21 protein-coding genes are annotated in these 20,166 nt (G+C 64.1%); 8 read left to right on the top strand and 13 right to left on the bottom strand.

Annotation, left to right across the window (positions count from 1 at the left end; genetic code table 11):
- Positions 1 to 84: 84 nt before the first annotated feature.
- Positions 85 to 336 (top strand): hypothetical protein, encoded by a 252-nt coding sequence (locus FFS30_RS17765; protein WP_137914537.1) that lies wholly within the window; start codon positions 85 to 87, stop codon positions 334 to 336.
- A gap of 75 nt (positions 337 to 411) precedes the next feature.
- Here the strand turns inward: FFS30_RS17765 and ligD are convergent, their stop codons facing one another.
- The gene (gene ligD / locus FFS30_RS17770; RefSeq protein ID WP_137914538.1) at positions 412 to 1,278 is read right to left on the bottom strand and encodes a non-homologous end-joining DNA ligase; all 867 of its coding nucleotides are present in this window, start codon (positions 1,276 to 1,278) and stop codon (positions 412 to 414) included.
- Between the two features lie 454 nt (positions 1,279 to 1,732).
- Between ligD and FFS30_RS17775 the strand changes: the two genes are divergently transcribed.
- The 3 genes from FFS30_RS17775 (at position 1,733) to pgm (ending at position 4,747) form a co-directional block, all read left to right on the top strand.
- Complete coding sequence (locus tag FFS30_RS17775) at positions 1,733 to 1,948, top strand: hypothetical protein (RefSeq protein WP_137914539.1); 216 nt, start codon at positions 1,733 to 1,735, stop codon at positions 1,946 to 1,948.
- Positions 1,949 to 1,999: 51 nt separating this feature from the next.
- A complete protein-coding gene (locus FFS30_RS17780; protein WP_171014707.1) occupies positions 2,000 to 3,037 on the top strand; it encodes a DNA topoisomerase IB in 1,038 nt (345 codons plus the stop codon).
- Positions 3,038 to 3,106: 69 nt separating this feature from the next.
- Complete coding sequence (gene pgm, locus FFS30_RS17785) at positions 3,107 to 4,747, top strand: phosphoglucomutase (alpha-D-glucose-1,6-bisphosphate-dependent) (RefSeq protein WP_137914541.1); 1,641 nt, start codon at positions 3,107 to 3,109, stop codon at positions 4,745 to 4,747.
- A gap of 89 nt (positions 4,748 to 4,836) precedes the next feature.
- Here pgm and FFS30_RS17790 read toward each other — a convergent pair whose 3' ends face one another.
- Complete coding sequence (locus tag FFS30_RS17790; RefSeq protein WP_137914542.1) at positions 4,837 to 6,813, bottom strand: hypothetical protein; 1,977 nt, start codon at positions 6,811 to 6,813, stop codon at positions 4,837 to 4,839.
- Positions 6,814 to 6,975: 162 nt separating this feature from the next.
- On the opposite strand from FFS30_RS17790, the gene FFS30_RS17795 reads away from it, so the two are divergent.
- Entirely contained in the window at positions 6,976 to 7,878 is a 903-nt protein-coding gene (locus tag FFS30_RS17795) for a hypothetical protein (RefSeq protein WP_137914543.1), read from the top strand.
- Here the strand turns inward: FFS30_RS17795 and FFS30_RS17800 are convergent.
- The 5 genes from FFS30_RS17800 to FFS30_RS17820 all read right to left on the bottom strand — a co-directional run bounded on the left by FFS30_RS17800 (position 7,838) and on the right by FFS30_RS17820 (position 11,269).
- Entirely contained in the window at positions 7,838 to 8,431 is a 594-nt protein-coding gene (locus tag FFS30_RS17800; RefSeq protein ID WP_137914544.1) for a GNAT family N-acetyltransferase, read from the bottom strand. The genes FFS30_RS17795 and FFS30_RS17800 overlap by 41 nt on opposite strands.
- A gap of 13 nt (positions 8,432 to 8,444) precedes the next feature.
- On the bottom strand, positions 8,445 to 9,266 hold the full coding sequence (locus FFS30_RS17805) for a hypothetical protein (protein ID WP_212742514.1): 822 nt from the start codon (positions 9,264 to 9,266) through the stop codon (positions 8,445 to 8,447).
- 76 nt (positions 9,267 to 9,342) lie between these two features.
- Complete coding sequence (locus FFS30_RS17810; protein WP_137914546.1) at positions 9,343 to 10,125, bottom strand: hypothetical protein; 783 nt, start codon at positions 10,123 to 10,125, stop codon at positions 9,343 to 9,345.
- A gap of 156 nt (positions 10,126 to 10,281) precedes the next feature.
- Positions 10,282 to 10,974, bottom strand: a complete 693-nt coding sequence (locus FFS30_RS17815; protein ID WP_137914547.1) for a hypothetical protein — start codon at positions 10,972 to 10,974, stop codon at positions 10,282 to 10,284.
- Between the two features lie 10 nt (positions 10,975 to 10,984).
- Positions 10,985 to 11,269 carry a hypothetical protein gene (locus tag FFS30_RS17820; protein ID WP_137914548.1) on the bottom strand — a complete coding sequence of 95 codons (285 nt, stop codon included), beginning with the start codon at positions 11,267 to 11,269 and terminating at the stop codon, positions 10,985 to 10,987.
- A gap of 132 nt (positions 11,270 to 11,401) precedes the next feature.
- On the opposite strand from FFS30_RS17820, the gene sctU reads away from it, so the two are divergent.
- Positions 11,402 to 12,469 carry a type III secretion system export apparatus subunit SctU gene (sctU, locus tag FFS30_RS17825; protein WP_137914549.1) on the top strand — a complete coding sequence of 356 codons (1,068 nt, stop codon included), beginning with the start codon at positions 11,402 to 11,404 and terminating at the stop codon, positions 12,467 to 12,469.
- 146 nt (positions 12,470 to 12,615) lie between these two features.
- Here the strand turns inward: sctU and sctT are convergent, their stop codons facing one another.
- From sctT to FFS30_RS17855, 6 genes are read right to left on the bottom strand one after another with little or no spacing between them, the layout of a single operon-like run.
- Positions 12,616 to 13,404 (bottom strand): type III secretion system export apparatus subunit SctT, encoded by a 789-nt coding sequence (gene sctT / locus FFS30_RS17830; RefSeq protein ID WP_137914550.1) that lies wholly within the window; start codon positions 13,402 to 13,404, stop codon positions 12,616 to 12,618.
- The gene (sctS, locus tag FFS30_RS17835; protein WP_137914551.1) at positions 13,404 to 13,670 is read right to left on the bottom strand and encodes a type III secretion system export apparatus subunit SctS; all 267 of its coding nucleotides are present in this window, start codon (positions 13,668 to 13,670) and stop codon (positions 13,404 to 13,406) included. Before sctS ends, sctT begins: the two co-directional genes overlap by 1 nt.
- Before the next feature lie 8 nt (positions 13,671 to 13,678).
- Complete coding sequence (gene sctR, locus FFS30_RS17840; RefSeq protein ID WP_137914552.1) at positions 13,679 to 14,344, bottom strand: type III secretion system export apparatus subunit SctR; 666 nt, start codon at positions 14,342 to 14,344, stop codon at positions 13,679 to 13,681.
- 5 nt (positions 14,345 to 14,349) lie between these two features.
- Positions 14,350 to 15,435 (bottom strand): FliM/FliN family flagellar motor switch protein, encoded by a 1,086-nt coding sequence (locus tag FFS30_RS17845; protein ID WP_137914553.1) that lies wholly within the window; start codon positions 15,433 to 15,435, stop codon positions 14,350 to 14,352.
- Entirely contained in the window at positions 15,432 to 16,040 is a 609-nt protein-coding gene (locus FFS30_RS17850; RefSeq protein WP_137914554.1) for a response regulator, read from the bottom strand. Before FFS30_RS17850 ends, FFS30_RS17845 begins: the two co-directional genes overlap by 4 nt.
- Positions 16,037 to 17,014, bottom strand: coding sequence for an ATP-binding protein (locus FFS30_RS17855; protein ID WP_171014708.1), 978 nt, complete (start codon positions 17,012 to 17,014; stop codon positions 16,037 to 16,039). Before FFS30_RS17855 ends, FFS30_RS17850 begins: the two co-directional genes overlap by 4 nt.
- A 374-nt stretch (positions 17,015 to 17,388) precedes the next feature.
- Between FFS30_RS17855 and FFS30_RS17860 the strand changes: the two genes are divergently transcribed.
- Together FFS30_RS17860 and sctV are read left to right on the top strand one after the other, a co-directional pair.
- A complete protein-coding gene (locus FFS30_RS17860) occupies positions 17,389 to 17,775 on the top strand; it encodes a flagellar biosynthetic protein FliO (RefSeq protein ID WP_137914556.1) in 387 nt (128 codons plus the stop codon).
- Positions 17,776 to 18,062: 287 nt separating this feature from the next.
- Entirely contained in the window at positions 18,063 to 20,150 is a 2,088-nt protein-coding gene (gene sctV / locus FFS30_RS17865) for a type III secretion system export apparatus subunit SctV (protein ID WP_137914557.1), read from the top strand.
- Positions 20,151 to 20,166 lie beyond the last annotated feature (16 nt).

Below are 20,166 nucleotides of genomic sequence, written 5' to 3' on the forward strand. Positions count from 1 at the left end.
CAAATCGTAATGGCACGATTGATGCTCCCGACCAGAGTACATCGAATTTTTCGATGTTCTTTCCTCTGCAATCAGGAGCAATCCATGAACCAGAACCACCAGTCTGCGCCAAAGTCCTCGTCGGGCTCGCATGCCGAGCATCATGCCAAGGCCGCCGAGCATCATAGCCAAGCCGCAAAGCATCACCAGGAAGCCGCGAAGCACTACAAGAACGGCGACCAGCAGAAGGGCGATCATCACGCTCATATGGCGACGGGACATGGGCATCAGGCCCGCCACGCCGATGAAGAGGCGTCGCGCGAATACGCCAGCCAGCATGGCAATGGCAAGCACTAATCAATAGTGAGCGGCGATGAGGGGTGCGCCCCTCATCGCCACGACGCAGAGTTGCACAGCTTGCGCGATTTTTTCTCATGACGGTTGCGCAGGCAGCGCCTGTTCGATCTTGCCGATGTCCTGCCACGGGTCGCGGCGCCGACGTTTGAGCAGACCGGGCACATCGTGCAAGGTGAACGCATCGGCAGAAGAGATCCGCCGCAGCTCTTCCCAGCCGATCGGCAGGGCGACGCCGGCATGGTCGCGCGCGCGCAAGGAATAGTTGGCGATGCTCGTCGCGCCGCGCGCGTTGCGCAGGTAATCGATGAAGATCCGGTTCTCGCGGTTCTTCTCGCCGGCCACGGCGACGTAGTTCTGCGGTGATTGCGCCGCGAGAGTGCGCGCTAGCATCTCGGCGAACGCATGCGCTGCGTTCCATTCGGCGGCCGGCCGCAGCGGCACGACGACGTGCAGGCCCTTGCCGCCTGAAACGCGCAGCCAGGATTGCAGCTGCGTTTTTTTCAGCGCAGCACGCACGTCTCTTGCCGCGGCGGCGATGCGCTTCCAGGCGACGCCCGCACCCGGGTCGAGATCGAAGACCAGGCGGTCGCAATGATCCGGATCGTCGATCGTCGCGCCCCAAACGTGCAATTCGATGGCATTCATCTGCGCAAGCTGGACGAGGCCGCGCGGCGAATCGATGTAGAGATAACGTGCCGTCTTGCGGTTCTTCTCCTTGATTTTGGCGCTGTGCACCGCGTCGCCGAGAGACGACTCCTCGTGTTTCTGGAAGAAGCAGGCTTTCTCGATTTCACCCGGGCAGCGCACGATCGAAAGCGGTCGTCGCATTGCTTCGCGCAACAGCCACGGCGCTACGGCGGCATAGTATTCGGCGACCTCGGACTTCGTGATTTCCATCGCCGGATAGACGATGCGGTCCGGATGAGTGATCGCGACTTTCATCGATACCACGTTCTTGGGCGCCTTTTCAGCACGTCGCTGCGCGGGTGCTGCGGATGTGGCAGGCTTCCGGCGCTTCGTATCGGCTTTCGAAGCCGCGGCCTTCTGCAGCGCTTTCATGATGCGGTCCTCGAACTCTTCCGGATAAGCCTTGTTCGCAGCAAAGTGTAGCCTCGAGCACGAACGACCAATTCCAGATTCATGCCAGTTGCAAGCTGACGGATTCGCAAGGCCGATTCCAACGCGGCGCAGCAGTGCTTCGCGTCGTCGCGTTCATGCGCATCTCTCTCGTCATCGCTGCCTGCCTCGGCAATTTGCATGGTGCAATTTTTGCAGTCGTGCAAACTGCTCGGTTCGCCCTCGGCAGGCGCGGACATTGTTGCGATCTTCGGCCAACTTCGGGTTGGCATACAAATTGATGGGAGTCGAAGCGATCCTTTTCGCGACGAGGCACATCATGAGCACACGTGATCGAGAGGAAGTTCATTGGCGTGAATTGCGCAAGCGCTTGGTCGAGGCCTGGAATCGCGACGGTATCGACGATGCCGATGCGGACGACGGCAGCGATCTGCAGATGCGCGTCCGCATTCCCCACTACCGCGATGAGAACGGCGAGCGTGCCGTTCACCATCACGGTGGCTCAGGAGACCGTCTCTGCTCGCCATCGCCGTAGATCGCGCCAACCTATCGGTCGAACCGCTGCCGCCGGCCGGACGCTGACGCCGTGCGCCTGGTTTATGTGAGCGACGACGAGCCCGGCCTGCGCCGGCAGCGGCGGCGTGGGCGCTTCGTTTATTTCGGCGCGCGTGGCGAGGTGAAAAGCCCCGCCGTCCTGCGCCGGATTCGCAAGCTCGCGATCCCGCCGGCTTACGTGGACGTGTGGATTTGCCGCAAGGACAGCGGCCATCTGCAGGCGACGGGGCGTGACGCCAAAGGGCGCAAGCAATACCGCTATCACGCCGATTGGCGCAAAGTGCGCGACGCGGCCAAGTTCGACCGGCTGGCGGCGTTCTCGCAGGGACTGCCGAAACTGCGCCGCCAGATCGCGGCGGACTTGCTTCGTCCCGGTCTTTGTCGCGATAAGGTCATCGCCGCCGTCGTGCTTCTTCTGCAGCACTCGCTGATCCGCATCGGCAACGAGCAATACACGCGCAGCAACGGCTCCTACGGGCTGACCACGCTGCGCAACCGGCATGTGGAGATCTTCGGCAGGAAGATCGAGTTCAAATTTCGCGGCAAGAGTGGGCGCTTCCACACTGTGCGCCTTGCCGATCCGCGTCTGGCGCGCATCATGCGGCGTTGTCAGGAATTGCCCGGCCAGTACCTTTTCCAATACCGCAACGACGAAGGTGGTGTCGAACGCATCGACTCCAACGACGTGAATGCCTATCTGCACGCGTCGCTCGGCGAGATGTTCAGCGCCAAGGATTTCCGCACCTGGGCGGCGACCGTGCTCGCCGCGCAATATCTCGCAGGTCAAGCGGACGCCGCGCCGGCGGACCGCGCGCGCCGCATGGGCGAAGCGGTCGAGTACGTGGCCAAGCGCCTCGGCAATACCGCGGCCATCTGCAGAAAATCCTATATTCACCCAGGCATTCTTCTGGCATATGAAAAAGGCGATTTGTACATGCCGGCGAACGGCAAGGCGATCGGTTTGCGATCCTTGTCCGCAAGCGAACGCAGCGTACAAAAACTGCTGCAGCGGCAGCGCATATCGGGCAACAAGCGTCGAGCGCATGCGCGTGGCGCGGCATCGGCTTGAGTGGCGGCGGGTTGCCTCTGCGGCGCAGGTATGCGAGTTTTCTCCGAGTTTCTACAAGAAGGTAGGGCGATGACAGCACATCCGGGCCAGCTTCCTCCCGAGTCTCTTCTCGAAAACATTCCGCGTCTGGTGACGGCGTATTTCGTGGAAAAACCGGATCCGGGCGTTGCCGCACAGCGCGTCGCTTTCGGAACCTCGGGACACCGCGGATCGAGCCGGCAGTGCAGCTTCAACGACATGCACGTCGCCGCGATCAGCCAGGCGGTCTGCGCTTATCGAAAAGCGAACGGCATCGACGGCCCGTTGTTCCTCGGCTTCGATACGCATGCGTTGTCGGAGCCGGCGTTTGCCACGGCGCTCGAAGTTCTCGCCGCGAATGGCGTGGACACGATGATCGCGGCGGGCAACGAATACACGCCGACGCCCGCGGTATCGCATTCGATCCTCACGCACAATCGCGGACGCTCGTCGGGCCTCGCCGACGGCATCGTCATCACGCCTTCGCACAATCCGCCGGAAGACGGCGGCTTCAAGTACAACCCGCCGAACGGTGGGCCGGCCGACGTCGACGTTACCGGCTGGATCGAGAAGGAAGCGAACCGCCTGATCGGAATCGGCAACACGGAAGTCAAACGCATGCCGTTTGCGCGCGCACGCGCCGCCGCGACGACGCACGAGCACGATTTCCTCGGCAGCTATGTCGGCGATCTCGGCAACGTGATCGACTTCGATGCCATTCGCGGCGCCGCGCTCAAGCTCGGTGTCGATCCGCTCGGCGGTGCCGGCGTGCATTATTGGCCGCGCATCGCCGAGACTTACGGATTCGCTCTCGACGTGGTGAACACCACGGTCGATCCGACGTTTCGCTTCATGACCTTGGACTGGGACGACCGCATCCGCATGGACCCGTCGTCCAAGTTCGCCATGCAGCGGCTGATCGGGCTGGCGCAGAAATTCGATGTCGCTTTTGCCTGCGACACCGATCACGACCGCCACGGCGTCGTCGCGCCGGGCGCCGGGCTGATGCCGTCGAATCACTATCTCGCGGTGATGATCGACTATCTGTTCCGCAACCGCGTGCTATGGCAACGCGATGCCGGCGTGGGCAAAACGGCCGTGTCGAGCGCGCTGATCGATCGCGTCGCGCAGGGGCTCGGCCGCCATGTGTACGAAACCCCGGTCGGATTGAAGTGGTTCGTCGACGGCTTGCTGCAAGGCTCGCTCGGCTTCGGCGGCGAAGAGAGCGCGGGTGCCACTTTTAATCGTGCGGACGGCAGCGTGTGGACAACGGACAAGGACGGCATCGCCGCCGCGCTGCTCGCCGCGGAGATCACCGCGAAAAGCGGCCGCGATCCCGGCGACTACTATCGCGATTTGGTGAAGAAATACGGAGAGCCGCTGTCGAGCCGCACCGACGCGCGCGCCACCGCGGAGCAGAAGAAAAAGCTGTCGCAGCTCAGCGCGGATCAAATCACCGTCAGCGAGCTGGCCGGCGAAAAGGTCGAACAGATCCTCGACCGCGCGCCGGGCAACAACGCGCGGCTCGGCGGAATCAAAGTCGTCGCGGCGAACGGCTGGTTTGCCGCGCGCCCGTCGGGGACGGAAGACATCTACAAAATCTACGCCGAGAGTTTCGTCGACGAGGCTCATCTCAAGCGCATCCAGGAAGAAGCGCAGAGCGTGGTCGACAAGACCATCGGCGCGAAGTGAAGCGCGCTGCCGAGCGGCACAACTGCACGTCGCTGTAACGCCGTTGGCAAGGAATTCGCGCGGCGATCGAATTTCGCCGCCCGGCGGGTTCAGACCAGCGCGAGCAAAGAAAGGCCGACGCTGCCGAGCGCGCCGATCCCGTTCGCACCGGCCGCGACGAGCGACAGCCGCGCACCGGGATCGCCGAGCATTTCCGCCCAGGTCTTGTCCTGCGCGAGCTGCGCACGTGCGGTGCCCGCGCTGCGCCACGCGCCCATGCCGAACAGCAGGGCGGAGACGCCGAGCAGGAACGGCGCCGCGCTGCCGCCGGGGCTGACGAGCATGGTGGTTCCGCCGATGGCGCTGCTGATCAAGGCGGATATGCCGACCAGCGCCGGAGTGAATTGCTGCAGCAAGATTTGTTGATTGTCGAGATGCTCGTTCTGGTTCATCTCGTCGTGTTCGATATTCGAGTTCGCCGCCACCGCATCGACGCGTTCGACCGTGCCGACCAGCGACTTGTTCGCGTCGGGCGCGACCTGGCGTCCTTCGCCGACATAGTTGGCGTTCTGCATAGGCTGATTCTGCATCTGCTCGCTCGTACTCGAGCGCAGCGCGTTTTCGCCGAGGCCCGCGTTGCGCAGGGTTGCGGCGATGTCGAGCGAGCGCGCGGCGAAACTCTGCCGCAGCGATGCAGCCTCTTCGGCCTGCGCGTCTTCCGCGACGCTGCCGCCTTTCGCCGCTTCGGTCTGCGCCTGTCCGGGTTTGAGCTGCAGGTTCAGCAGGGAAGGGCCGTCTTCCTGCGCCGGCTCCGCCATTTGCTTGAGGGCGTCGGCGAGCTTGCCGTCCACGCTCGTCGCCGCGGTCGAGACCGCGTTGCGTCCGAGCGCATCGAGTTCGGTTTCTTCCTCGCCGAGTGCGATCGGCGCCGCTTCTTCTTCGACGTCGGCAAAGCGCAGATTGGTCGAGGGAGTGGATTTGTCCGTGCCGAGCAGGCTCGCTTCGGCTTCCTCGTCGCTGCCGGCGGAACGCCCGATCGATTCTTCTTCGTCGGCATGCGCCACGTTTGCGTTCGGGTCGGCCCCGCGGCTCTGCGCGGAATTATTAGTTTCCGCCGCATTTTTTCCGGCCTGGCCGTTGCCCACGCGTGCAGATGCATTCGCATCGCTCTTGCTGCCGGCCCAGTCGTTGAACGATTTGTCGCTGAGATTGGACGGATCGACGCGATTGCCCGAGCGGCCGTCGAGCAGGGACGCCGCGGCTTCGCCGATGTCGTGCACCGCGCCGCCGACCGCATCGCCTATAAACGAGAGCGGTCCTTCGGAATGGGCCTGGCCGGCGCCGCCGTCATAAAAAGAATCTTGCGCGGAATACGTGTTGACGAACGAGAGGTTGCTCCCGCCGTAGACATTGTCGGCCGCGCCGCGCGAGAGCAGCGAACCGAGTGTATTGCCGACCGAGTTGAGGGTGTTGCCGACGACGTCGAGCAGACCCTGTCCGTCGCTGCGCTGACTGCCGTAGCCGTTCGCGTCGCCGATCCTAGTGTTGTTGCCGTAGTCGAAGCCGCCCTTGTTCTGGCCGCCGCCGATGCCGTCGCCCCAACCGCTGTTTTTTCCGTCGAGCTTGCCGCCGTCGGCGCCGCCGGTACTGTTCGCTTGCGGATCGGTACTTCCTTGTGCTCCCTGCGGTTTGAGCGTGACGCTGTCCTGACCGCCCTGCGAGTTGCCCGACGCTTGTCCCGTGCGCGTCTGTCCGTCCTGGCTTCCCTGATTGTCGACTTTGTTGCCGGAATCCGTCGGCGCGTTCGGATCGGACGGCTTGTTTGCGTCGGCCGGTTTCGAGTGATCGACGATGTGCGTCGATCCGCTTTGGCCCGACGCTGGATTCTGCGGCGCGTTGTCGGTGGACGGCGACGCGTGATCGGCGGCGGGCGAGGGTGCGTTGTCGTCGTGCGCACTGTCCTGCACTTGCGCATGCGGCGAATTGGACGCGTGCTGCGCGCTCGCTGCGTCCGCGTCCGCTGAATCCGGATGCGGTTGCAGTGCGTGCCAGGATTGACCGGCATTACCGACAGGATTGGCGCCCATGACTCGGCCTCACTACAGCATTACCGGTTCGATCTTACTCTTCGCGCGCGCAAATACGCCTGGGGTTTTCCCTAGGTTGCGGCATCTGCGAGGCAAGCCTATGTTCCTGTCGCGGCACAGATTTTTGCCGTCCGCATCGTGCAGAAAAACGAGATTTCCGTCATGAATATTGAGCGCAAGCATCTTGGCAATCGACCCGGCTTTCGCGCCTCGTCGCTTGCCGGCATCGTGTTTCTCTGTGCCGCGGCCGTTCCGTTCGAAGCGGGCGCCGTGGCGATCCTCGATTCGCGTATCGACTTTCAAGGCGCTGTAACGCTGGCGATCAATTCCGGCAGCGCCGACGTGTCGATCAAGAGCATCTACAACTCGGGCACGGCGTCGTCAGGTTCGCTGCGCGTCGAGCTGTGGGCGGTGCAGTCCGCGGCGACCGGCAACAGCCCGAATATTTCCGGCTACAAGACCGCGCAGATTTATACGCGCGATGTGTCGGGCGGCGCCGATACGCTGGGTCCGAATCAATCCTTCGACGACATGAATCTGCATCTGCAGTACACGCCGCCGGGCGATCCTTCGTACAACTCTTACGTGCTCGTGCTCGAAGAGCATTTCGCCAATTGCAACACCTCGGATCAGTATTGCGGCGACGCCTACGTCAACGTCGCGCAGAACGGCGTCGTGCAGATCGGCCCGGGCATGACCGGCAGCTGGTACGACCCGAATCAGAGCGGACACGGCTGGATGCTCGAAGTGCTGCCGAACAACCGCTTCTTTGCATCGTGGTTCGTCTTCGCACCGAGCGGCGGGCCGACGTGGATCGTCGCCCAAGGTACTTACAGCGGCGATACCGCGACCTTGGCGGCGGCGCAGCGAACGGGCCCGGGAGGCTTGTTTCCGCCGAACTACAACGCATCGATGACGCAGGCGGTGAACTGGGGCAACGAGACCATCCGCTTCACCGACTGCAATCACGCGACGGTCAATTATTCTTCCGGCGTCGCCGGCTACGGCAGCGGAACCATGGCGCTTACGCGGTTGACGCAGCCGGCAGGCTTGACCTGTCCGTAGACTGGGCGGCGAGGGAGCGCCGGCTCGCGGCTTCGAGCACGAACTTGCGCGCCGGTTTGCCGAAATGCACGACGTCGCCGACGGCATGGAAGCCGAGGCGGCGGAAGATCGACGGTACGGCGGTATTGTTCGCATCGCAGAAGCCGACGAGGCGCGGCAGGCGCAGCGTGTCGAACGCATGCACGCACAGCGCGCGCGCGCCTTCGACCGAATACAGGTGGCCCCAGAATTCGGCGCGCAGCCGCGCGCCGATCTCGATCTCGTCGGAGCCTTCGATCGGCATAAGCGAATACAGTCCGACGAAGCGGCCTGCGTCGTCGCTCGCGTGCCAGACGCCGAGTCCGGGCCGCTCGCGATAGAGGCGGTTGGATTCCGCGATCATCGCGGCAACTTGAAAGAATCCCTGATGGCACGGTTCGAGCAGCCAGCGCGCGACGCGCGGATCGCCGTTCAAGGCCTGCACGGTGTTGATGTCGCCGTAGCGCAGGCCGCGCAACGACAGGCGGCGGCTGCGCAGCAGCAGCGCACCGGGAAAGTCATCGGACAAGTCCATGCGGGCGAGCCCGTCAGCGCGAGTTCGCGATCAGGCCCGCGTCGGTCAAGGCGAGATGGCGCATGTCGAAACCGCTTCGCGCGAGCTTGCGTTGACTCGTGTCGGCCAGATTGCGGATCGCCTGCACATTGCCGCTTTCGCGCGTGCCGATCGCCAGGCAGGTCTCGTACATCAGCGCCTCGGCGACCAGTTGCCGGTGGTGCGAATCGGCCGGCGGCTGCGCGTTGCCTGTCGCATAGAGCTGGTGCATTTGCGCACGCACCGCCTGCACGTTGGAGACCGGAGGCAACGCCGTGCGCTCGTTCGCCGACATCCACATCACGACGAGATAGGCGGCCATCACGTCGGCGAAATCGTCGTTGTGCAAACCGTACGGCGAGACCGCGCGCGCGAAGGTTCCCTGGATGTCGCCGAGAGTCTGGTCGATCTTGCGCGCGGTGTCGGCGCCCGCGGCGTTGGCGATGTTCGAGTACACCTCGCCGCGCATTTCTTTCGACACGCCCGGGTCGTGCCCGATCAGCAACACGGGCGCGGCGGCGGAGGCGACCGGCGGCGGCGCCGTCGCGTAGCCTGCGCCGGCGCGCGACGGCAGTGCGCGCGACGGGCGCAGCGTGGATTTGTGATAGTCGTTCTGCTGCTGCAGGATGCGGCTGGTCGAGATGATCGACGACTGCATCTGCACGGCTTGCAGATGGCTGGACATCAGGTCGAAATTCATCGGCCCGGCGACCGTGATCTGCGCCGCCGCGTATTGCAAGGGCGCGAACAGCGCCGCCGCGGCGAGACTTAGGCCGGGCAGACGCGATGCGACTCTGCGGACTTGGAGTTTGGGCATCGTCATGAGCGAAAAAACCAAGATTGCCCCTGCGGGGGCAATCTTGGCTCGTTTCGGGTTAAGAGGTTGTTACCTATCAGTGCGTCTGGCCGAGGTTGGACAACGACTGGCCGATCTGCGTGATCGCGCTGTGGATGCCGTTGGTCATGTAGCTCAGGCGCATCGACTCGGCGGTCAGCTGAGTCTGCAGTTCCATGATCTTGTCCTGGTCCGCGGACGCCTGCGCCTTGCCGCTGTCGCTGGTGTCCATGACATCCTGCGAATGCTGCTGGGCCGCGTCGCAGAGCTTGTCGGACAGATCTTTGACCGCGTCGGCCTCGGACTGCAGGCCCTTGCCGAGCGCACGCGCCAGGGCGCTGAACCAGTCGCCGCCGCCGCTGAGGCCGGCCTTGCCGCTGGCCTTGCTGTTGCCGGTGCCGTTGTCCTGGCTGTCCTGGATGTCCTTGAGGTCCTTCATCGCCTGCTGGAAGAACTGCTGGAACTGGTTGCTCAGATCGTCGACCTGACGTTGCAGGTTGCCGACATCGGCTGCGGAAGAACCGCCGCTGCCGCCGCCACTGCCGCCACCGTTCTGCTGCAGCATATCGATGATCTCCTTGAGCAGATCGTTCGTGCTCTGACCGCCGCCGAGCGGACCCGAGCTGCCGTTATAGGCATCGTTGAAGGACTGCTGCGCGTCGCTGATCGCCTGCTGGCCGAGCTGCATTTGCTGGCCGGCCTGTTGAATGGCTTCGTTCGCCACCTGGGAAACGAGCTGACCGAGCATCTGGCCGATCATGGAACCGATCGGACCGCCGATCACGCCGCCGATGATGCTGCCGATTTCGCCGAATAGACCGCCACCGCCACCGATACTCATAGCACTGCTCCTTCAAAGTATGTAGACGTTCGCCGCACTGGAAGATCTGGTTGCAGCGGGGGGCGACTGAATTCCACCGCTAGCTGGCGAAGTAAGTTACCGATGCGGTCGCGGAGGCGTAACTAGGGCGTTCCCTACCTAGGGAAAACCCGATGCCTAGAGGTCGCGGATCAGCCAGCCGTGCGGGAACGGCGGCGGCGCCACATCGCTCGGAGCGGAAATCGCCGCGGCGGCGACGCGTTCGGGCGTTTGCTTGCTCTTCCACGCCGTGGCGATCGCGGTCAGGCGCTGGCGCGTTGCGCGCGTATAGGCGCCTTCGAGTTCGCTGCGCGTGTCGGCTTCGAGCTTGTCCGGGTAGAGGCGGGCGGCTTCGGCGTCGAAATCGACGAGGCTGACGAGGCGTTCGAGCGCACCGGCGTAGGTCTCGTCGCTCAGCATGCCGCGCTGGGTACGCTGGCACGACCATGCGGTCAGGTATTCGATCGGCCCGAACGCGCGCTTCGGCGCGGCGCCGAAGAAGCTGCTGTCGAGACTCACGCCGGACGGCAGCGCCGCCGGACGCAGCCGGCCCGCGCCCCACGAAGTGAGCTGGCCGGCCGGCAGATCGGCCCGCTTGAGCGCGGTCGCGAAGGTCGCGGCGACCGCGCGCTTGGCTTCGTCGGAATCGGATTCGGCGACGATCAGGATCAGCTTGAGAAACGCCGGATAGCCGTCGTCGTCGCCGAGGCGGCGTGCGACGCGCTTCAGCAGGGCGAGGCGGAATTCTGCGTTGTCGTTGTGGATCAGCGCGGCGGCCAGACGCGCTGCGGTGCCGCGCAGACTTGCCGCATCGAACGGGCCCGCGCTCATGGCAACGCGCTCAGGCGAGCGGCGCCAGAATGTATTCGGCGAGGCTGTCCAGGCCGGCCGCGTCGAAGGTCGTCGGCGATGCCGGCAAGGTCGCGGCAAGATCGCGCGACGATGCGCCGTTCCACGCATCGAGCGCGAGCACGTCTTCGCCCGGATCGCGGTGGCCGGCGCCGTCGCGGCCGGTCGAGGCCTGTTCGGCCAGCGCGGGAATCTCGCGCGCAAGCGCATCCAGGCTCGCCGCATCGTTGGCGTGCAGCAGGGCTTGCAGATGCAGATTGTCGGCCTGGATTTTCACGGCGACGATTCTAGGCGTTTTACAGATTGGAGACACCTAGGACCGACCCTAGATGCCCGCTGCGCGCCGGCGCGGCAAATTCTTAACCCGGAGCATGTCTAGAATACGGCCGAGCGGGCTGCGGCGGATGCCATGAGCAAGCAAAAGAACGACGGCGGCGACAAGACCGAAAAGCCGACCGCCAAGCGCATCAAGGATGCGCGCAAGGAAGGCGACGTGCACAAGAGCCGGGAGCTGACCTCCACGGTGCTCGTGCTCGCGTGGCTGCTGATGTTCTGGCTGTTGATGCCCTACGTCGTCGCGCGCCTGCAGGCCTTGTTCGCGCAGGTCTTCTCCGCGGTGAGCCGGCCCACGGACATGGCCCTGCACGCCACCTTCATCGAAGCGCTGAGCACCTTGTTGTGGATTTGCGCGCCACTCTTGCTCGCCGCATGCGGCGTCGGCGTGCTGGTCGAGTTCCTCCAGGTCGGGCCGATCATGGCCTTTCAGCGCTTGAAGCCCATGGTGTCGCGTTTGAATCCGGCCGAAGGCGTGAAGAAAATCTTCTCGCAGGAAAATCTGGTCGAGCTGGTCAAGTCGATCGTGAAGACGGGCGCGCTGTTCGGCATCCTCGTCTGGGTCGTGTTCTCGATGATGAATCAGTTCCTCATGCTGCCGTTCGGCCAGCCCGCGGCCGTCGCTGCGGCGCACTGGCAGGGCATGCTGCGCATCGGCATCTGGGTCGCCTTCATCTTCTTCTTCGTTTCCGCGGTCGATGCGTTCTACCAGCGCTTCGCCTACGTGCGCAAACTGCGCATGAGCCGGCGCGATATCCGCCAGGAGCTCAAGGACACCGAAGGCGATCCGTACATCAAGGGCCGCCGCCGCCAACTGCATCAGGAATGGGCGCAGCGCAATATGCTGGCCGCGGTGCGCAAGTCGAGCGTGGTCGTGACCAATCCGACCCATATCGCCGTCGCCCTGATCTACGAGCCCGGCGAAACCGATCTGCCGATCGTCGCGGCGAAAGGCGAGGATTACGAGGCCGAGCTGATCCGCAAGGAAGCCGAGGAGGCCGGCGTGCCGATCATGCAGAACGTGCCGCTCGCGCGCGGCCTGCACGAAAACATCGAGATCGAGGATTTCATCACCGCGGAATTTTTCGAGGCGGTGGCCGAGGTGCTGCGCTGGGCCGAGAGCGTGCGCAGCGCGCGCGGTTAGTCGGCACGTTGCCGAGCCTCAAAAGCAAGATCGCAAGACTCAAACGCGGCGAATTCGAAGAAGGCAAAAATTTGATCTGCTCTTCTCCGTGTTTTCCGCGATCTCCGGGTTTCGTGATCGTGATCCTTCTTCCGCTCTCGCCGCCGTCAGAACAAAGCGCGCAAGGTCGTCAGCAGGGTCTTGTTTTCGAACAGCTTGCGCAGCACGACTTCGAGAAAGACGCCGAGCATCAGTAGCACGATCCAGGTGCCGAGCCACGCCTTGATCGGCATGGTCAGGGTGAACACATTGAGCTGCTGCGCATAGCGGTTGACCAAGCCGAGCGAAAGATCGACGAGCGACATGACCACGAGCGCCGGCGAGGCCAGCAGCAGCGCGGTGGTCATCTGGTAGCTGAATTGGCCGATGAAGAAATCGGCGGCCGGCGGTTTCAACTGCGGCAGGAAGGCGCTGACCGGCCAGATGGCGTAGCTCGACAGCAGCAGGTCGAGAAAGACCATGAAGGCGCCGCTGGTCATGAACAGCCACGCGGCCAACTGGCTCAGGAACGCGCCGGTCAGCGAGGTCTGATGACCGGCGAGAGGATCGACCACGCTCGCGATGGTCGAGCCGACCTTCGCATCGATGAAGTTGCCCGCGCTGCCGATCGCCCAAAACACCGCGCCGAAACTGAAGCCGATCGCGATGCCGATAAAAATTTCCTTGACGATGACGAGCGGCCACGGGCTGTTCAGACCCGCGCTGAGCGGCGCAGCTGCAGAGGCGAGCGGAAACACGACGAGGGCGAGGCTGACGAAGAAACTGTTGCGCACGAGTGCCGGCATGTTTTCGCCGGTGAGCAGCGGCAGCATGAGAAACGCCGCGGCAATGCGCGGCAAGGTGAGCGCGACGCCGACGACCTGGTCACCGAAAAGCTGCGGCGTGAAGAAGGCCATCAGCGCACCATCGACGGAAATTGGGTGAACAGCCGTTCCGAGAAGGTGTACAGCGTGCCGCCGAGCATCGCGGCGGTGACGAACAGAGTGACCACGATGGCGAAGAATTTCATCGTATAGCTGAAGGTCTGCTCCTGCAACTGCGTCGCCGCCTGCAGGAACGCGATCGTCAGACCGACGATCGACGCGGCGACGATCGCCGGCGCGGACAGGATCAGCACCAGCCACAACGCATCCTGAGTCAGGCGGATGATGTCGGCGTTCATCGCGGCTCTCAGGTATAGGTCAGCACGAGGCCGTGCACGAGCTTGGCCCAGCCGTCGAGGAAGACGAACAGCAGCAGCTTGAACGGCAGCGATACCGTCGTCGGCGACAGCATCATCATGCCGAGCGCAAGCAGGATGTTCGACACGATCAAGTCGATGACGAGGAAAGGCAGAAAAATCAGGAAGCCGATCTTGAACGACGCGGTCAGCTCGCTCACGGTGAACGACGGTACGACGACGAGATAGTCGGTGTCGGTCACGCTGGCCTGCTTGTCCGCCGGCAACAGCCGCTGCGCGCTGCGCAGGAAGAACTGCCGCTCGGATTCGCTCGAATGCTTGAGCAGGAAGGCGCGCAGCGGTTCCTTGCCGGCGTCGGCCATTTCGACCATGCGGTTCACGTCCATGCTGCGGTTCGGGTTCTGCTGCAGCCGCGCGTTGATCGAGTCGTAGCTCGACATCATCACCGCGTTCATCACGTACACCGACAGCACGATGGCGAGGCCGTTGATCACCACGTTTGGCGGCGTCTGCTGCAGGCCGAGCGCATTGCGCAGCAGACTGAGCACAACGACGATCTTGGTGAACGAAGTGACCATCACGGCGACGAACGGGGCGAGCGCGAGGCCCACCACTGTCGCGATGATCAGGGCGGGACTGAAGCTGGTGAGATCCATCGCGCTCAGCCTCCGTCGGCGATCCACTCGGTCAGACGCACGCCGAGCGTATCGCCAACGGCAACCAGTTCGCCGCGGCCGATGCGCTTGCCCGCGCTGCGGATGGTCACTGCGGCGTGGTCGAGCGTCAGCGGCAGGTCGAACACATAGCCCGGTTCGATGCGGGCGAGATCGCGCAGGCTCGAATCGACGGCGCCGAGTTCGAACTCGAGTGCGACGGGAATCTGCGCTTGCGCATTTGCGGCGGTGGCAGCAGTGTTGTGGATGTCGCTGGCGGTGTCGTTCACGGGGTAGCTCCTTGCGTTGCCGGTGGTGGCGGGGCCATTGACGTGTACGCGGCCGTCCCGCCAGGTCGCCGGCCATTGAGTGAGACGATGCGATGTTCTGCGCAGACGCAGATCGGCGAGGACGCCGGTTTTCGTTCCGAGCACGATGACGTCGCCCGCAACGAGGTCGGCGATATCCGACCTGCGCAAACGCGGACCCGGTGCAGTCAGCAGCAGGCGCTCGCGCAGCAGGCCGGCGTCGGGCCGCGCGGTCGCAGCGGACTGCGCGGCGCGTGTGCGCAGGGTTTCGGCGAGCGCATGCGCGAGGCCCGACGACAGTGCGACGACGCCGATGGATTCCGCATCCTGCACTGTTGCGCGCAGGCCGAGCCAGACCACGCCCGCGGTCGGATTGCCGGCGACCAGCAGTTTCCGCGGCAGCAACGACTGGCCGAGCAAGTCGGACAAAGCATGCAGCAAGCGTTCGTGCGCGAGCGTCCATGCGACGCAGCGGCCGAATCCTTGATAGTCGTTCCAGGCGCCGCCGGCGCACGGGTCGAGTATCTCGTCGCGGGCGAAGGCGAGGAGAACGCGCTCGCTGCCCGCCTCGCATTCGACGAGTTCGCGCGGCAGCGGACCGGGCGCGGCGACGCTGAGGCGCACGCCGTTCTTCGCCGTGAACACGCGGGCGGCGTCGAACAGCTTGCGTGCGAGTTGTGCGCGGGCGCCGTCGAGTTTCGGCAGGCGCCCGCGCAGCGATTGCGGCGTGCGCGCCGCTGCCGCGTCGTGCGGAGAGGGATGCGTTTGGCTTGCGTGTGCCGTCATCGCGTTCTCATTGCCAGCCTGACCAGTTCCTGGACGTTGTGCACGCCGAGCTTGCCCATCATGTTGGCGCGGTGAAGTTCCACCGTTTTCACGCTGATGTTCAAGATGTCGGCGATGACCTTGTTGAATTTTCCGGCGATGACGTACTCCATCACCTCGCGTTCGCGCGGCGTGAGTTTCGCCAGTTTCTTGCGCGCCTCGCCGTCGTCGTCGTCCGCGGGTGCCGCGGCGAGCGCACGCTGCACGGCGCCGATGAGGGTATCGCTGTCGAATGGCTTTTCGATGAAATCGCTGGCGCCGCGGCGCATCGCCTCGACGGCGAGCGGAACGTCGCCGTGCGCAGTGACGAAGATCAGGGGCATGCGCACGCCGAGGCGCTGCATTTCCTCCTGCAGTTCGATGCCGCTCATCTCGGGCATGCGCACGTCGCTGACCAGGCATCCGATCAGCGGCGCGCGTGCGGCGGCCGTAGCCGCGCCGAGAAATTCGGGCGCGCTCGCGTAGGCATGTACGCGGAAGCCCGCGGTCTCGAGCAGCCATGCGGTCGAACGGCGGAACGGTTCGTTGTCGTCGACCAGATGCACGCAAGTTGCCGCGGTGCTCATGCGGCCGCCTCCGCGCGCGCCTGCGGCAGGGTGACGACGAACACGCTGCCGCCCTTCGGATTGTCTTCGAAATACAGACGGCCTTCGTGGTACTCGACGATCGAGCGGCAGATGGCGAGGCCGATGCCGAGCCCGTCGCTCTTCGTCGTGTAGAACGGCGTGAACAACTGTTGCGCTTCCGCCGCGGACAGGCCGCAGCCCCGGTCGCTGACGCGCAGCTCGATCTGCTCGTCGAGATTGATGCGCGCGCCGATGCGCACTTCGCGGTGTTTCGGGTCGCTGTCGCGCATCGCCTCGATCGCGTTCTTCACCAGATTGAGCAGCACCTGTTCGAGCATGACCCGATCGGCGAACACGGGCGGCAGCGAAGCGGGCAGCTCGGTGGCGACGCGCACGCGCTGCTTCTCCGCTTCGAGCTTGAGCAACTGCATGACCGTGGCGACCAGGTCGCTCAGGGCGAGTGCGCTGCGCTTCGGCTCGCGCGCGCGCACGAACTCGCGCAGCCGCGCGATCACGGCGCTTGCATGCGCGGCCTGCTCGCGTGCGAGCATGAGCGCTTCACCGCTGCGCGAAAGGTCGGGGGACTCGCGGCCGATCAGGCGCAGGGCGACGTTGAGATAGTTGACGATCGCCGCGAGCGGCTGATTGAGTTCGTGCGCGAGCGTCGTCGTCATCTCGCCGACGCTCATCACTCGCGAAGTGAACAGCAAGCGCTCGGCCTGGGTCTTGTGCCGGCGCAAGGTTTCGTTACGGGCACTGACGTTCGCCACGGTAAGAAGCTCGGCCGCATGATCCGCCGCGGCGAAGCGGACGCTGCGTAGCGCATACCAGCGCCGCGACTCCGCGTGAAACGCTTCGACTTCCTCGTTGCCGGCCTGCAGCTCGGGCGCGTCTTCGAATTGGCGCAGGAACTCGCTGCGCGTGGTGTGTCGATCGAGGTTGGGGAATTCCGCGGCGAAGGCCGCGTTGTGCATTTGCAGTTCGCCGTCGGCCTCTGCGAACACTGCACACGGAAGTGGCACGGCATCGAGCAGCGCTTGCGCCGAAGGAAGCGAGTGACTCGTGCGCTCGCGACGAGTGGCAGGCTTGCGCGCAGGGGTGACAGTCCGTGTGTTCGCGTTCGATGTCATGCTTGCCATGCTGCACCGAGAGGGGCGGAGTCTACTCAGAGTGCAACACCGGAAGTGTTATTTTTTGGTAAGGCATGCTTCGATTTGGTTTTATCGCGAAAGAAATATTTGCGACGAGCATCACAAAGCGCGCATTGTTTTTCGCGCGCAACGTGAAACTATTTTCATGATACGCGCCGCGTAGGCGGCACATATTTGGCAAACGACGAGGAGTCTTCATGCGCAATCCGATCCGCCGCATTTTCGTTTTGTCATGCTTATTGTTTTTGTCTTATTCGTTGAGTGCGTTCGCGCAGGAGCCGGCGAATGCGCCGCCGTCTTTTTCGATGGACGTGCTGTCATTGATCACTCCGCTGCTCATCGTTATCGCCGCCGGCGTCGCCGCACTGTGGTGGATCAAACGGCGCTACGCGGGCGTCAGCGGTGGCGATGCGTTGCGCATACGCAGCGTGCTCGCAGTGGGGCCGCGCGAGCGCATCGTGCTGTTGGAAACGGAGCGGCAGACCTTGGTGATCGGTGTATGTGCGACGTCGATGAGCACGCTTGCGCAGTGGCCCACCGAGCCGCGCGCGAGTGACGCACAAGCGAGTGACACACAGCTGTAAGCGAAGCTTAACTTCGCGCAAACACTTTGACGTTTAGACTCCGCGACGAAAATTTTTGTTGTCGAAGTTGCTTGCCTAGCGGTGGATTAGTTGGGTAGGCTGAACAAATAGGGACAGGGGCGTGGGCGCGGAATTATTCCGTGAACACGGCATTGGCTGTGGAGGAAGAGCTAGTGAACCTCGCCCCTAGTTTCTCTGTTGTCTGATGTTGTTTTAAACGAACGCGGCAGTCGCATTGCCCAAGCGCTATGCGGCGCACGCGATGTTCGTGAAACGATCGGCTCTGCATGGAGCCGACGATCGTGACGCCGGCTTCCGAAGTTCATTCGACGGTCGAGCCGCGCGGACGCGGTTACAGCGACATCGTGCTCGCCTTCGGCGTCGTCTCGGTCGTCGCGCTGATGATCTTGCCGCTGCCGCTGGCGCTGATCGATACGCTCGTTGCGGTGAACATCCTGATCGGCGTGGGCTTGCTGCTCCTCGCGATCTACATTCCTTCGCCCGTCGCGTTCGCCAGTTTTCCGAGCGTCTTGCTGATCACGACGCTGTTCCGGCTGTCGCTGTCGATCGGCATCACGCGCATCATTCTGCTCAACGCCGACGCCGGCCACATCATCAACACCTTCGGCAATCTCGTCGTCGGCGGCAACCTCGTCGTCGGCATCGTCGTCTTCCTCATCATCACGGTGGTGCAGTTCATCGTCGTGGCGAAGGGCGCCGAACGCGTCGCCGAAGTCGCCGCGCGCTTCACTCTCGATGCGATGCCGGGCAAGCAGCTCTCGATCGACTCCGATCTGCGCTCCGGCCTGATCGACAAGGACGAAGCGCGCCGCCGCCGCCGTCTGCTCGAAACCGAAAGCCAGTTGCACGGCAGTCTCGACGGCGCGATGAAGTTCGTCAAAGGCGACGCCGTCGCCGGCATCGTCATCATCATCATCAACCTGCTCGGCGGTCTGGCGGTCGGCGTGATGCAACTCGGCATGCCGCTTGGCGATGCGGTGCACACCTACAGCATTCTGACCATCGGCGACGGACTGGTCTCGCAGATTCCCGCGCTGCTCGCCTCGATTTCCGCCGGCCTCATCGTGACGCGTACGGCGAGCGACGACCGCGACCGCCATCTCGGCGAAGCCATCGCGCGGCAGATTTCGAGCGAGCCGCGCGTCGCGCTGATCGCGGGCGTGGTCGCGTTGATGCTGATGCTCGTGCCCGGCTTTCCCAAGTTCGTGTTTCTGTTGCTCGCGGTCGCCTTGCTCGCGTTCACGGCTTGGCGCGTGCGCGACCGGGTCGGCTTCGTGCGCCGCCTGCTGCGTCTGCCCGAGGAGACGGCCACGGCGGATGCGCGCGCAGGTGCGCGCGACGAAAGCGAACTGCCGCTGCTGCCTGGCTTGCTGCTCGAACTCGAAAGCAGCACCGCCGCTGCGCTTGGCCTGCCGCGCGTGCGCGAGCAGTTCGCGCGGCTGGCGCAGCGCATGCGCGAAGACTTCGGCGTGCCGCTGCCCGCTCCAGTGGTGCGTCCGGTCGGCGCGATGCCGCCCGGTGCGTATCGCCTCTATGCACATGGCGTGCTGATCATGAGCGGCGTGCTGCGCACCGATCTGCATTTCCGCCGCGGTGCGTTCGCCGCGGCGGCGGCGAGCAAGAACGATCTCGTCGTCGCCGCGCGCTTCCTGCCGCCGCTCGAAGGGCATTGGTCGGATCATGCAGCGGCAGCCGACGACGGCGCGGCCGCGCTCGAACCGCTCGATCTGCTCGCCCTGCATGCCGAGCTTGCATTGCGCCGGCATCTCGGCCTGTTCATCGGCATACAAGAGGCGTCGAACCTGTTCAACCGCATGGGCCGCGACTATCCCGATCTGGTCAAGGAACTGTTGCGCGTGGTCGCGCCGCAGCGCGTGTCCGAAGTGCTGCGCCGGCTGGTCGACGAGAATGTCTCGATCCGCAATCTGCGCGACGTGTTCGAGGCGATCACCGAGGCTGGCGGCCGCGAGAAAGACGTCGTGCTGCTGACCGAAAGCGTGCGTGTCGCCATGCGCCGGCACATCTCCGACCGCTACGCCGCGGACAGCCGTTCGCTGAAAGTGCTGGTCGCGCATCCCGAACTCGAAGACAAGCTGCGCCAGTCGGTGCGCGTCAGCAGCGCCGGCACGCAGCTCGCGATCGATCCGGAGCTTGCCGCGCGCATCCTCGGCGAGATCGGCCAATGGCGCAATCGCGAAGGCGGCTTTGAAGGAATGGTGCTGCTGTCCTCGCTGGATGTGCGCCGGCACCTGCGCAAGTTGATCGAAATCGAATATTTCGAACTGCCCGTATTGTCGTTCCAGGAGCTGGTGTCGGACATCAAGCTCGAACCGATCGGACAGTTGAGTGCGTGAGGAAAACAGAACTCTC

Origin of the sequence: Rudaea sp. 3F27F6, from assembly GCF_005503555.1 — a bacterium.
Taxonomy (GTDB): Bacteria; Pseudomonadota; Gammaproteobacteria; order Xanthomonadales; family Rhodanobacteraceae; genus Rudaea.